This is a genomic window from Shimia haliotis (assembly GCF_900114415.1).
Lineage (GTDB): Bacteria > Pseudomonadota > Alphaproteobacteria > Rhodobacterales > Rhodobacteraceae > Shimia > Shimia haliotis.
On record NZ_FOSZ01000001.1, the window covers coordinates 13238 to 26287 of the forward strand.

Consider the following 13050-nt stretch of genomic DNA (forward strand, 5'->3'; position numbering starts at 1 on the left):
TTTCGCGCTAAACTCGCGCGGAACCAGCGGGGGAGTCGGCGGATGTATAGCGAAGACGGACGCACTATGGCCGGACGTGCCGAGATGGCGATTATCGGCGCGGCAGCGGGCCTGACGGTCTGGGCATTGGGTGAGAAAGCCCCTGACATCATCACCAATCCTCACGCCTATCTGGCGGTTGTCGCTTTCGGTGCGGGATTTTTCGCGGTTTTGCTGGGTCTCAGTGGTCCGCATCGCGTGGCACGGGCGGCTGTTCCGGCGTTTGTGCTTGGCCTTGCGGGGGCGGGTCTGTTGACACTCAGCAGCCTGCGGTTTGTCTCCCTTGATGGGCTCTTGGACGCGGGCCACCCGATATTTGCATGGTTTGTTTTCATGAGCGTTGCGACGCCCTTTGCCGCTGTGAAAATGGTTCAAAAAGAGAGTCTTACGGACTATGGGCGCCTGTTTGACACCAGTTGGAGTCTGCTGGTGCGCTATTCTGCGGGATGGCTTTTCACGGGCGTGTTGTTTGCGGTTGCTTTCCTGTCCAATGCCCTGCTGGAAATCGTCGGCATCACGGTCATCGAAGACCTGTTGCGCAATGATCCGTTCCGCTGGGCGTTTCTCGGATTTGCATTGGGGCTTGGCCTGTCGGTGGTGCATGAGCTGCGGCAATACCTTTCGCCCTATCTGCTGTTGCGGATGCTGCGAATGTTGGTGCCTGTCGTGCTGGTTGTTGTCGCGATTTTTGCGGTTGCGGCGATGTTGCAGGGGCCGGATCAGCTTTTTGGCAGCCTGAGCCGCGCAGCGACGCTTTTGACTGTGGCGATTGTGATGGTTTCGTTGGTCTCGATTGCGCTTGATCGTGGGGATGCTGACGCGATCGGAGTGCGCTGGATGCAGATTGCCACCGCAGCTTTGGCGGTGTTGTTGCCGGTGATTGCAGGGCTTGCGGCCTATGCGATCTGGCTCAGGGTGTCGCAATATGGCTGGACCCCGCCGCGCATGGTGGCGGCCGGTATAGCCTTTGTTGTGTTGCTTTATGCGGTCGCCTATCCCATTGCCGTTGTGACCGGTGGGGGCTGGATGGCGCGGGTGCGCACGGCCAATGTCTGGATCGCGTTGGCAACTCTGTTCCTGAGCGGGCTCTGGATGACCCCGGTACTGAACGCGGAGCGCATTTCCACAGACGCGCAGGTCGCGCGGGCGCAAGCCGGTGAATTGCGGCTGGATCAAGTGCCCTTGTGGGAAATGTATCATGAATGGGGTCGGGCAGGCCGGGCCGGTCTGTCTGCTTTGGCTCAGGCATCAGACCGCGCTCTGGCGGATGCCGCGCAAGCGCAACTTTCGGGGCAAAGTCTGGATAAGGCGAGCAAACGCGCGGGGCAAATCGCGGCGCTTCTGGATGTTCTTGTGGTCCTGCCGGAGGGCGAAACTGTCTCGGCGGAGGATTTGCAAAACCTCACCGACTGGGAACTTGGGTCCATGAACGCCTGTGGCGAGGCTCTGGTTCAGCGATGTGTCTGGGTTGCGGGTCAGTTTGACGGTGCAAAGCAAGGCAGGCAGGCGTTTTTGTTCAAGCCCGCAAACGCGGGCACCCTTTGGCGGGGGTGGCTGGTTACAGAGCAGAACGGCGGTTTGGAATTTGACACGCTTTATTTGGGCGGAGGGGATCAGACGGTGTCCCAGATGCACATCGAGCGCTTGATATCAGGTGATTACCGTATCGCGCCGTCGCGCCTGAATTCATTGTGGATCGGTGACGACGAAATCCTGCCGATTGATTAAAGACATTCGGCATTTGTTAATGTCCCTGTGGCTTACTCAGGCCTGAACGGTTTGAGGTACGCGAATGCATGGTCTGATTAACAGAGCCATTCAGTGTTTTGTGCGCGACAGCTATGGTCAGCGTCGGTGGGTGGACGTGACCCGTATGGCGGGTGTGGAGGTCATCGATTTCGAGGCCATGCTGCACTACGATGACAGCACCACCAGTGCGCTGATCAACGCCATTTCCAATTCCCTTCGCGTGCCCCAAGAGGCCGTTTTGGAAGACCTTGGCACCTATCTGGTGTCGCATCCCAACGTCGAAGCGCTGCGCCGACTTCTGAGGTTTGGCGGCGTGAATTTTGTCGAGTTTCTGCATTCATTGGATGACCTGCCCGAAAGAGCTCGGCTGGCTGTAAACGACCTGTCGATTCCGGAGCTAGAGCTTGAAGAACACTGTCCGGAGAAATTCAGTCTGCGTTGCACTTATGACTACAATGGTTTTGGGCATGTGATCATCGGGGTTCTCAGAACCATGGCCGATGATTATGGTGCGCTCGTGTTTCTTGAGCATAGTGGCGTCGAGGACGGGGTGGAGGTGATCGACATTACGTTGATCGAAACCGCCTTTGCCAGCGGCCGTGATTTCGATTTGGGCGCGCGAGCTGAGTAATGGGTGAGGCTGGGTATGACTTTGACAACTGACATGCTGCATATGTTGGATGTGTTGTGTCCGATGCATGTTCAGCTTGACGACGCGGGGCGCATCGCCCATGCCGGCTCAACACTGCAAAAGCTGTACCCGGATATTTCGCTAGTCGGCGAGTGCTTTCTTGAAGTGTTCAAGCTGGCACGTCCCAAGCGTGTGACAACGATGGACGACTTGATTGCCACTGCCGGTCAGAAACTGCATCTGAAGAAAACAACCGATCCGCAAACCGGACTGAAGGGGGTTTTGGTGCCTTTGCCCAATGAGGGCGGAGCGATCGTCAATCTTGGATTTGGCATCTCGATTCTGGACGCTGTAAGCGATTACGACCTGAACGCTGCCGATTTTGCGGCGACCGACCTGACCATCGAAATGCTTTATCTGGTTGAGGCAAAATCGGCGGCGATGGAAGCGTCCCGTAAACTGAACCTCCGGCTTCAAGGGGCGATGATCGCCGCTGAAGAACAGGCCTTTACCGACACGCTGACGGGTTTGAAAAATCGCCGCGCGCTTGAGCATATTCTGCCGCGCATGGTGAATGAATGTACGCAGTTTGGCCTGATGCAGGTGGATCTCGATTTCTTCAAAGAGGTCAACGACACACGCGGACATGCTGCCGGGGATGCGGTGCTACAGCATGTTGCGCGGGTGTTGGTGGAATCCAGCCGTGATGACGATTGCGTGGCGCGGGTGGGCGGTGATGAGTTCGTGTTGGTATTCCATGGGATAGTGGACCTTGAAATCCTTGGCCGCATCGCCAACCGGATCATCGCCGAGGTCGAACGTCCCGTGCCATTTCAAGACGCGACCTGCAAGGTCTCGGCCAGTGTTGGCATTTCCGTCTATGATGGCAATGGCGACACCGACATGGATCAGCTTCTGGCGCAGGCGGACACTGCGCTTTATGCTTCAAAACATGCGGGGCGGGCGACTTACACGGTCTACGATCCCAAGATGCGCGAAAGTGGCCCCCTGGCGGGTTAAGAGGCGATGCGCTGTCGCGCCTCGGCGCTCATATAATCCACAAATAGGCGGATTTTTGGATCCTGAAATTTGCGGTGCGGATATAGACAGCCAAAGGCGGCAGGCAGCGGTGGTGTTTCGGGCAAGACCTCGACCAATGCGCCGCTCTCAAGATGGTGGCCCACATCAAACCGCACCTTGTTGGCGATGCCCGCCCCTTCAAGCGCCCATTGTGTCAGGACATCCCCGTCATCAGCATCAAAGCGCCCTTTGGCCTCGATCTTGCGCGTTCCTTTGTCGGTTTGCAGGGTCCAGTAGTACTCCGGCGACCGTGGAAAGCGCAGCAGGAGGCAGTTGTGGCCTTTTAGCAAATCATCTGGCGCTTGTGGTGTGCCCTTGGCGGCAAGGTAGCTCGGCGCTGCCACCAACACCCGATCGCAATCGGAAATCTTGCGCAGTTTGAAATTGCTGTCTTTCAGTTCGCCCAGAACAAAGGCCACGTCCAGCCCGTCCTCCAACAGGTCGACGTTGCGATCCGACAAGCGTAGGCGCACGTCCACATCGGGATACATTTCCGAAAACGCCGGAATAAGTGGCGCAATGATACGCCGCCCGACCCCCAGCGGCGCCGTCACTCGAATGGATCCGCGCGGGTGGTCCGAGAAATCGGCAACCACGGCCTCGGCTTCCTCCAGTGCGACAATCACCTTGCGGGCGTGATCATAGAACACTTTGCCGACTTCGGTGGGCGACAGATTGCGGGTTGTGCGATTGAACAAACGCACGCCCAGGCGGCTCTCCAGTTCTTTGATCCGGTTGGAGGCCACAGCCGGCGTCAGCCGCAAATCGCGGCCACCAGACGTGATGGAGCCCAATTCGACGACGCGCACAAATACACGCAGACTTTCCAGATATGGCATGATCGGCCTCCTTGATTGTTTTGCAGTTTGCCTCAATTTCACGCATTCTAGCAATGAAACAGGTGGCGATTTTCAATCAAATATTGAAATAGATTTGCAAAATGCCACGTATCCTCGCCCCTTGAGGGCGCTTTAGACTATGATCAAAGGCGCGATGTGCGCCAATGCACGCCAGCCAATTTACAGGGATAAGCCAATGACGCAGGCCGCACGGATCCGCAATGAGATCCATTTCTACCTCAACAATCGCGAGATCCGGTTGAGCGATGTTGGCGCTGATGACACACTTCTTGATTTTTTGCGCCTGGATCAACGGCTTACCGGGACCAAGGAAGGTTGCGCCGAGGGCGACTGCGGGGCCTGTACGGTCTTGGTCGGACGGCTGACGCCAGCCGGCTTGCGCTATGAAACGGTGAATGCCTGCATTCGGTTTCTGGCTTCTTTGGATGGCTGCCACGTGGTATCGATTGAGTATCTGGGCGGGCCGCAAGGGCGGCTGTCGCCGGTGCAGCAGGCCATGGTTGAACATCACGGGAGCCAGTGCGGTTTTTGCACTCCGGGCATCGTGATGTCCCTTTATGCCCTGTGGATGGAGCATGAACGCCCAACAACCAAACAGGTTGAAACCGCGCTGCAGGGCAATCTTTGCCGCTGTACGGGCTATGCTCCGATCATTCGCGCGGCGCAGGCCGTGACGGACTACGGCACCCCCTCTGCCGAACATCTTGCCACAGAGCGTGACGCCGTTGTCGCGCGTCTGAACGCGTTGCAGGACGGCGCGCGGGTTGAGGTTTCCAAGGACAACAGCCGCGCAATTTTGCCGGCGGATGTGGATGATCTGGCCGCGGTTTTGGCCGCAGAGCCCGAGGCGACGATTGTCGCCGGCAGCACCGATGTCGGCCTTTGGGTCACAAAGTTTCTCAAACGGCTTTCACCCGCGGTATTTGTCGGGCACTTGCAGGGTTTGAAGCAGATCGAAGTTGGTGACACCGCCATCACGCTGGGTGCGGGTGTGACCTATACCGAAGCGCAGGACGTGATTGCGCGATACTACCCCCACCTCAGCGCCTATTGGGACCGCATCGCCGGTTGGCAGGTGCGTAACATGGGCACGATTGGCGGTAATATCGCAAACGGCTCGCCTATCGGGGATACCCCGCCGGTGTTGATCGCCTTAGGCGCGTCAATCACCCTTCGCAAGGGGGATACGCGGCGAGTATTGCCGCTGGAAGAATTTTTCATCGCCTATGGCAAGCAGGATCGCGAGGTAGGCGAGTTTGTCGAAAGCATTTCCGTGCCGCGCATTTCCGATGGGCATCATGCGGCCTATAAGATTTCCAAACGGCGTGAAGAGGACATTTCCTCGGTGGCGGTCGGGATGTCAGTTCAGGTCACAGACGGCATAGTTTCCAAGGCCGTTCTGGCGTTTGGTGGTATGGCGGCGACCCCGAAGCGGGCGAGCAGCGCCGAAAGTGCGCTTGTGGGACAGCCATGGTCCGAGGCTGCGATGCTGGCAGCGGCAGAGAAGTTGCCGGAGGATTTTCAGCCACTTAGCGATATGCGCGCAACATCGGAATACCGCATGAAAGTGGCGCAAAACCTGTTCCGCCGGTTCTGGTTGGAGCAATCCGGTGCTGAGGCACGACTGTCGGCGGAGGGTGTGTGATGAAAGAATTGTCCAGCATCAAGGGCGGCGTTCACCGCGATCTGATCCACGATAGTGCCGCGAAACATGTGATCGGGGCGGCGGATTATACGGATGATATCGCGGAGCCTGTTGGCACTTTGCACGCCTATTTCGGCACCTCGGATGTGGCGCATGCGCGGATTGCATCGATCGACCTGAGCGCGGTCAAGGCCGCACCTGGCGTTGTGGAGGTTTTGACCGCGGCCGACGTGCCCGGTGTCAATGACGTCAGCCCGACCGGCAAACACGATGAACCTCTTTTTGCCAAAGATACCATAGAGTTCTGGGGGCAGGTGATCTTTGCTGTTGTGGCGGAAACCCGCGATCAGGCGCGGCGTGCCGCGGCATTGGCGCAGATTGATTACGAGGCTCTGGATCACGTGGTTGAGGCCGATGAGGCCATTTCCAAGGGGTATCCGAATGTGACAGATCCGATGACTTTGCAGCGCGGGGACGTGGCGCTGGGTCAGGCTGACGCGACACATCGCATTCAGGGTCAAATGCGGATCGGCGGACAGGATCACATGTATCTTGAAGGCCATATCGCTTTCGCTCTGCCTGGCGAAGACGACGAGGTGATTGTGCATTGTTCCACCCAGCACCCGAGCGAGGCGCAGCATATGGTGGCGCATGTTTTGGGCGTTCCAAACAACGCGGTTGTGGTGAATGTGCGGCGTATGGGCGGCGGGTTTGGTGGCAAGGAAAGCCAGATGAACCAGTTTGCCGCTGTTGCGGCGATGGCTGCCAAGCGGCTGAAAAGGCCGGTGAAAATCCGACCCGATCGGGATCAGGATATGGAAAGCACCGGCAAGCGCCATGATTTCGTGGTGGACTACGACGTCGCTTTTGATGGCGACGGTCGGATCAATGCTGTGGATGCGCAGTTTGCAGCCCGTTGTGGCTGGACCTCGGATTTGTCGGGGCCGGTCACGGATCGGGCGCTTTTCCATGCGGACAACACGTATTTTTACCCGCATGTACGGCTGCAAAGTCGGCCGATGAAAACCAATACCGTGTCCAACACGGCCTTTCGCGGGTTCGGTGGGCCGCAAGGCGTTGTGGGGGCCGAACGGATGATCGAAGAGATCGCCTATGCACTTAGCAAGGATCCGCTGGAGGTGCGCAAGGCGAACTTTTATGGCCAGATGGATCGCAATATTACGCCTTACCATCAAGAGGTTGAGGATAATGTGATCGACCGTCTGGTGGATGAGTTGGAGAGTAATTCCGACTATCAGGCGCGGCGTCAGGCGGTGCTGGAACACAATGCGAAGGGCGGTATCATCCGCAAGGGGATCTCTCTGACACCGGTCAAATTCGGGATCAGCTTTACCGCGACATGGTACAATCAGGCGGGCGCCTTAGTGCATGTCTATAACGACGGCTCGATCATGCTCAATCACGGCGGGACCGAGATGGGGCAGGGGCTGAACACCAAGGTCGCACAGATTGTGGCCGACGCGTTTCAAGTGGATATCGACCGGATCAAGATCACCAAAACCACCACGGAAAAAGTGCCGAACACCTCGGCAACAGCGGCCTCTTCGGGCACGGATTTGAACGGGATGGCGGCCTTGAATGCCTGTGACCAGATCAAGGAACGGCTGGTGGCATGGGCCGCGGCCAAATGGTCTGTGGCTGAAGATGCGGTTAATTTCGCTGGTAACTCGGTGCGTGTTGGTGGCGAAGAGGTTCCGTTTAACGACTTTATTTCAGCGGCTTACATGGATCGCGTGCAGCTGTCGGCGGCTGGATTTTATAAAACGCCCAAGATCCATTGGGACCGTGCCAAAGGGCAGGGGCGGCCGTTTTATTACTTTGCCTATGGGGCGGCTGTGGCGGAAGTGTCTGTTGATACCCTGACTGGCGAATATCAGGTAGATCGCGCGGATGTGTTGCACGATGTGGGCAAGTCGCTGAACCCTGTATTGGACAAAGGGCAGGTCGAGGGCGCCTTTGTTCAGGGCATGGGGTGGCTGACTTCGGAGGAGCTTTTCTGGGATGACGCCGGACGGCTAAGGACCCATGCGCCAAGCACCTACAAGATACCGTTGGCGGGGGATATCCCTCGGGAATTTAACGTAAATCTGGCAGATTGGTCGGAGAACAGAGAGCTGACGATCAAGCGCTCCAAGGCGGTCGGAGAACCTCCGTTCATGTTGCCGATCTGTGTTTTTGAGGCACTCGGCATGGCGGTTGCGTCGGTCGCGGACTATCGCGAATGTCCGCGCCTTGATGCGCCCGCGACACCGGAGCGCGTTCTGATGGCGGTGGAGCGCTTGCGGGGATGAACGTGTCTGAAATCATAGCGTTTTTGGGCGGAGAGGCGCCTTTGGTTCAGGTGGAGATCACCGGAATACAAGGATCTTCCCCGCGCGAAATTGGCGCTGTGATGTTTGTGTCCGCCGCACATATGGCGGGCACGATCGGCGGCGGGCAGCTTGAGTATATGGCGCTTGATGAGGCGCGTAAGCTTTTGAAAAGCAGAAACCTTTCGTCAGTAATGGATGTGCCTTTGGGGCCGGAGATCGGACAGTGCTGCGGCGGGCGAGTAGAAGTCACACTGACCGTGATGGATGACCAAGCGCGTACCGCAGCAAAGGCGCGGGCTGCGCAGGACGCCGCGAACTGGCCCGAGGTTTATGTGTTGGGCGCGGGGCATGTCGGACGGGCATTGGCCGCGCAATTTCAGCATTTGCCGGTGGTGTGTCATCTTGTGGACAGCCGTGCGGAGGAGTTGGATCTGTCGCAGGCGGATGTTGCCAAGTGTCTGACGCCGCTCCCTGAATCCGTGGTCAGAGCGGCCCCGAAAGGCAGCGCTTTTGTGGTTTTGACCCACGATCATGCTTTGGATTTCCTTTTGGCATCTGAGGCTCTGGCCCGTGGCGATGCGGCTTATGTGGGCATGATCGGTTCGGCGACAAAACGGACGAAATTTGCCAGTTTTGCCAAAACCCAAGAGACTGTGCGTGCGCAAGATCTGGTGTGCCCGATTGGCGGCGCATCCGCGGGCGACAAGCGGCCCGAAGTGATCGCGGCCTTTGTTGTGGCCGAGGTTTTGGCGGCTTTGGCGGTGACGACGCGAGAAACCGCATTAACCCTCTGAATTTCTGAAATAATCCCTAGCCTGTAAATCGTCGGTATTGTGTCGGTATTACGTCGGTGCGCCGCCCGGGGTCATCTGATGTTATCCGGGCGCGCGTTGCTTTGTGTGGGCGGACCGTCTTTATGGCAGGACCACAATATTGCCGGTGTGCTTTTTGGCGATGAAGGCAGATTGGGCGTCCTTGAGATCGGCCAGAGGATAGGTCGCGGCAAGGCTTGGACGGATGTCTCCGGCTTCGATATAGCGGATCAGATTTGGCATGACCGCAAGATCGATGACGGTGGAGCCGGTGAACGTCAGGTCGCGCAGATAAAGCGTGCGAAGATCCAGATCGACCATGGGGCCGGCGATGGCTCCGGAAGTGGTCAGGCGCCCACCGCGTTCAAGCACATCCACAAGCGTCGACCAAAAGGGTCCGCCAACGACATCCGCAAGCACGGTGATGGTTTCTTTTTTGAGATCAGCGCTCAGATTGTCAGGCGTGCGTGGCAGCACTCGATCCGCGCCAAGGGCCGAAACCTCTGCGTGTTTGGCGGGGCTTGCGAGCGCGATCACGCGCGCGCCGCGGTGCTTGGCAAGCTGCACCAGAGCGCCGCCGACACCACCGGACGCGCCAGGCACAAGAACGGTGTCGCTGGCGGTGACTTGTGCGCGCTCGAGCATGCCCTCGGCGGTGGAGTAAGAGCAGGAGAACGTCGCAAGTTCGGCGTCTGACAGATCGGAGTGAACCGCCAACGCGTTGCGTGACGGGAGCACCGTGTATTGCGCATAGCCCCCGTCAAGCTCGGAGCCATAATAGCCGGTCTTGTTTTTGTTTTGCAGATCGTCGGAATCGCGCAGCCAGTTGTCGGTGATGATGCGCTCGCCGATGCGTGCGGGATCAACTTTGGCGCCAACAGCGACGATTTCACCGCAGACGTCCGCGCCTTGAATGCGGGGGAAGGTGATCGGCGCACCGCCCCATGCCGGATCGTCGCCGTCGGGTGTTTCTTCGGTGGCCGTGTCCGTAGCGCCCGTGACGGCCTTGGAATACCAGCCCGCGCGGGTGTTCACGTCGGTGTTGTTCATGCCGCAGGCGCCCACTTTGACCAGCACCTGATCCGCCGCAGGCGTGGGCACGGGCCAATCTGTGCGCCATTCGTATTTGTCCAGATCGCCGTGTCCGGTCAGAATCATCGCATTCATTTTGCTTGGGATGGTCATCCGAGTTGTCCTTTGTCGCAGGTGCGTCGGGTTTTGAGGTGTCGTGAGCGCAAAGTGTGACACTGTCCGCCGGTTTTCTTCAAGGGGAGACGTGGGGACGGCCGTACTTTGTGGCGGGCATCAAAGCTAGACAGGAAAATTCTCAGTGGCGATGTGATACCACTTTCGAACGGCAACGGAGAGCATTAGGCTAAGAACTGTTTGCTTGATACCGCCGTTGGTGGGTCGGGTCAAAATTGGAGACTTGGGATTTGAAGGCAAGGGCAATTTCAGCCGCAGTGCTTTGGGGGCTTTCCGGACCTGTTGCGGTTTTGGGGATTGGCGCGGACAATCTGTTTGGTGTTTTGGCCTGTCTATTTGGTGGAGCGCTCTTTTCATGGTTGGTCTTGGGGCAACTTCAGATAAAGACACTTTTTCAAGACGTTTCGCGGCTTCGCGGCCGGTCTCTGATTATGTTGCTGATCTTTTCTCTGCTGTTTATCTTGTACTATTTTGTATGGTTTTACGGCATTTATCATTACAGGCCGGTTGAGGCTTTGGTCATAAACTATTTGTGGCCCATGATATTGTATCTGACTCACACCAAGTTTTTTGGTGATAGAGGCGCAAACTACTTTGTTGACATTCCGGTACTGGCGGTGGCCTTTCTGGGGGTGTCTTTCATTGTTTTTTCTGGCAGGGATGTGAGCGCAGACACGGATGAATCCGAGTTTGCGTTGTCCTTTGTCGCCGCCGTATTGCCTGCGATCTATTTTGGCATTTTGCGGTACTCGGAAGAGAAAACGTATTTCTCTAAGTCTGCTGCCCTGAAACTGTCTTCCATTATTGGCTTTGTTTTGTGTTCGGCAGGGGCTATTGCGACGCTGTCGATTGAGCCACTTGCGGAGGCAAAAGACTATTTTCCCGCGTTTATCATGGGCATTCTGTCGATTTCAATTGCCAACAAGTTGTTTGCCGAAGCGGCCGACGGGACAAATACTGCGTTTCTTTCCAGTGTGTCGTATTTTAGTCCGGTCATTGCTGTTGTTTTGATGAGTTTCTTTATTGATGGTCGTATTCCGGGCGGGGCATGGTTTGGTATTGTCTTGGTGATTGTGTCCAACGTTCTTACCAGTCGTTTACTTGTTTCGCATGTTCAGTTGCTGGTGGTTGCGGTTTGCGCCTTTTACATGTTGTCATGGATATACGTGCGGCAGGCCTTGGATTTGACGATTGATGTATCGATCTATCTGGCATCCATTCCTGCATTTTTTGCCTTATTTGTTGGTATTACCCTTCCAAGATTGATGGATCGCAGATCGAAGATTTCGGAGAAGTTCCATTCAATCGTGTTTTTTGTTTTGTCGCTTCAGGCTGAGATTGATGAGCTGGATGAACCTCGGGCCGGTGCGGTCTCCAGAACTGTCTACAAGGAGTTTTTGGAGTATGTGCATGATGTTGTGCGCAATGGAGCGCGGACCGAAAGCCGCGGGAAGATTTCAATCTTTTCCCAAGAAGCCAAAACGGCCTTGCGATCTTTGAAGGCACCAAAAGTCGATGAGGTTGCGTATCAGGCCGAAAAGGCGGCGGCGGAGTGTGTATACTTGCTTAGGCCGACATTTGGGTTTTTTGAGATTTTCGCGTTGGTGCTGTCGGCAGGTGCAACCGCATTGGCGGCGATCGGGGCCTCTACTGACCCGACAGTTTTGGCCGTGGTTGCTTTGCTTTCTTTTGTCGTTTTCTCGATCGTTGGTCGGGTCATCCACATCAATTATTTTGGCAACGAAATTGTGTCCAACGAGTTTATACGCAATGTGCAATTGGGAAAATTCCCGTCATTTTTAAATCCGACCAAAAATGCGAGTGAGATCCCAGCAGCCGTCGCTCACAACCTCGCGGCTTTGGATGCTGGACCGAACTCTGACAAGGCGGAAGTCGAGGCGCTGGAGCGAACTTTGGCTTCTCAAAGGCTGGGATGGCGGATCGTTGCGACGTTTCTGAATTTTGCAATTTTCGCGCTGATGTGGCTGTTGGTTATCGAGTTTGTTTCTGACGGGCATTTTTGAGACCGTCGGACGTTGGCACGGGACTAGCCTTTTGTCGACGAGGCTGTGGGCCGGAGGGTCAAAGGTCACGTGTTGTTTGGCGAAATCCCGAAATCGGTCTATGGCGGTGACAAGAGCGCGGGGCGCTTTGGGGATTGTGTGAACAACAATGGCGGTCACGCCGGGAGATGAGACATGAGTTTTGACGAGGATCTTTTTCTGATCGGGTTGGAACAGCGAAAGGCGACTTTGGGCGCTGAATATGTGGAGGCCAATCTGGCGGCGGCGGATGAGTTTTCCAAACCCTTCCAGGAGGCCATGACAACCTGGTGCTGGGGGTTTGGCTGGGGCGATGATGTCATTGATGCCAAGACGCGGTCGATGATGAACCTGAGCATGATCGGGGCGCTTGGCAAAATGGCGGAGTGGGAGCTTCACTTGAAGGGCGCGCTCAACAACGGGGTCAGCGTCGAGGAAATCCGGGCGATTATTCACGTTGTGGCAATCTATTGCGGCGTGCCGCAGGGGGTTGAGTGTTTCCGCGTGGCGCGGCGCGTTCTGGAAGAGCGTGGGCTGATCTAAGCGTATGTAGACGCGCGGGTATGCGCGCCTTACGCAGGTGTGACAGCGCGCGGCCTTTGATTGGCGCGCGCGATCCGGTAAGCCTTAGAGCAGCCTAGTTTTTTGGATGC

The 13050-nt window shown here is 56.7% G+C and carries 10 protein-coding genes; 8 read left to right on the forward strand and 2 right to left on the reverse strand.

Going from position 1 to position 13050, the window contains the following annotated elements; translation table 11 throughout:
- The first annotated feature begins 42 nt into the window (after positions 1–42).
- The 3 genes from BM069_RS00085 (at position 43) to BM069_RS00095 (ending at position 3439) form a co-directional block, all read left to right on the forward strand.
- Entirely contained in the window at positions 43–1767 is a 1725-nt protein-coding gene (locus tag BM069_RS00085; RefSeq protein ID WP_093318745.1) for a DUF4153 domain-containing protein, read from the forward strand.
- 64 nt (positions 1768–1831) lie between these two features.
- On the forward strand, positions 1832–2419 hold the full coding sequence (locus BM069_RS00090; protein ID WP_093318747.1) for a heme NO-binding domain-containing protein: 588 nt from the start codon (positions 1832–1834) through the stop codon (positions 2417–2419).
- 15 nt (positions 2420–2434) lie between these two features.
- On the forward strand, positions 2435–3439 hold the full coding sequence (locus BM069_RS00095; RefSeq protein ID WP_093318750.1) for a GGDEF domain-containing protein: 1005 nt from the start codon (positions 2435–2437) through the stop codon (positions 3437–3439).
- Here the strand turns inward: BM069_RS00095 and BM069_RS00100 are convergent.
- Positions 3436–4338: a LysR family transcriptional regulator gene (locus BM069_RS00100; protein WP_093318752.1), complete on the reverse strand. Its 903-nt coding sequence runs from the start codon at positions 4336–4338 to the stop codon at positions 3436–3438. The two genes, BM069_RS00095 and BM069_RS00100, sit on opposite strands and share 4 nt — an antisense overlap.
- Positions 4339–4534: 196 nt before the next feature.
- Here BM069_RS00100 and xdhA point away from each other — a divergent pair, with 196 nt between their 5' ends.
- Genes xdhA through xdhC form a run of 3 tightly spaced genes read left to right on the forward strand, consistent with a single transcriptional unit; the run spans position 4535 to position 9131 of the window.
- Positions 4535–6004: a xanthine dehydrogenase small subunit gene (gene xdhA, locus BM069_RS00105; RefSeq protein ID WP_093321119.1), complete on the forward strand. Its 1470-nt coding sequence runs from the start codon at positions 4535–4537 to the stop codon at positions 6002–6004.
- Positions 6004–8316 carry a xanthine dehydrogenase molybdopterin binding subunit gene (gene xdhB / locus BM069_RS00110; protein WP_093318755.1) on the forward strand — a complete coding sequence of 771 codons (2313 nt, stop codon included), beginning with the start codon at positions 6004–6006 and terminating at the stop codon, positions 8314–8316. The genes xdhA and xdhB overlap by 1 nt, the downstream gene beginning before the upstream one ends.
- The gene (gene xdhC / locus BM069_RS00115; RefSeq protein WP_093318757.1) at positions 8313–9131 is read left to right on the forward strand and encodes a xanthine dehydrogenase accessory protein XdhC; all 819 of its coding nucleotides are present in this window, start codon (positions 8313–8315) and stop codon (positions 9129–9131) included. Before xdhB ends, xdhC begins: the two co-directional genes overlap by 4 nt.
- 120 nt (positions 9132–9251) lie before the next feature.
- Here xdhC and BM069_RS00120 read toward each other — a convergent pair whose 3' ends face one another.
- Positions 9252–10334, reverse strand: coding sequence for an alcohol dehydrogenase family protein (locus BM069_RS00120; RefSeq protein WP_244503484.1), 1083 nt, complete (start codon positions 10332–10334; stop codon positions 9252–9254).
- Positions 10335–10585: 251 nt separating this feature from the next.
- On the opposite strand from BM069_RS00120, the gene BM069_RS00125 reads away from it, so the two are divergent.
- Positions 10586–12379, forward strand: coding sequence for a DMT family transporter (locus BM069_RS00125; RefSeq protein WP_139216105.1), 1794 nt, complete (start codon positions 10586–10588; stop codon positions 12377–12379).
- A 174-nt stretch (positions 12380–12553) separates the two neighbouring features.
- Complete coding sequence (locus tag BM069_RS00130) at positions 12554–12940, forward strand: carboxymuconolactone decarboxylase family protein (RefSeq protein WP_093318761.1); 387 nt, start codon at positions 12554–12556, stop codon at positions 12938–12940.
- Positions 12941–13050 lie beyond the last annotated feature (110 nt).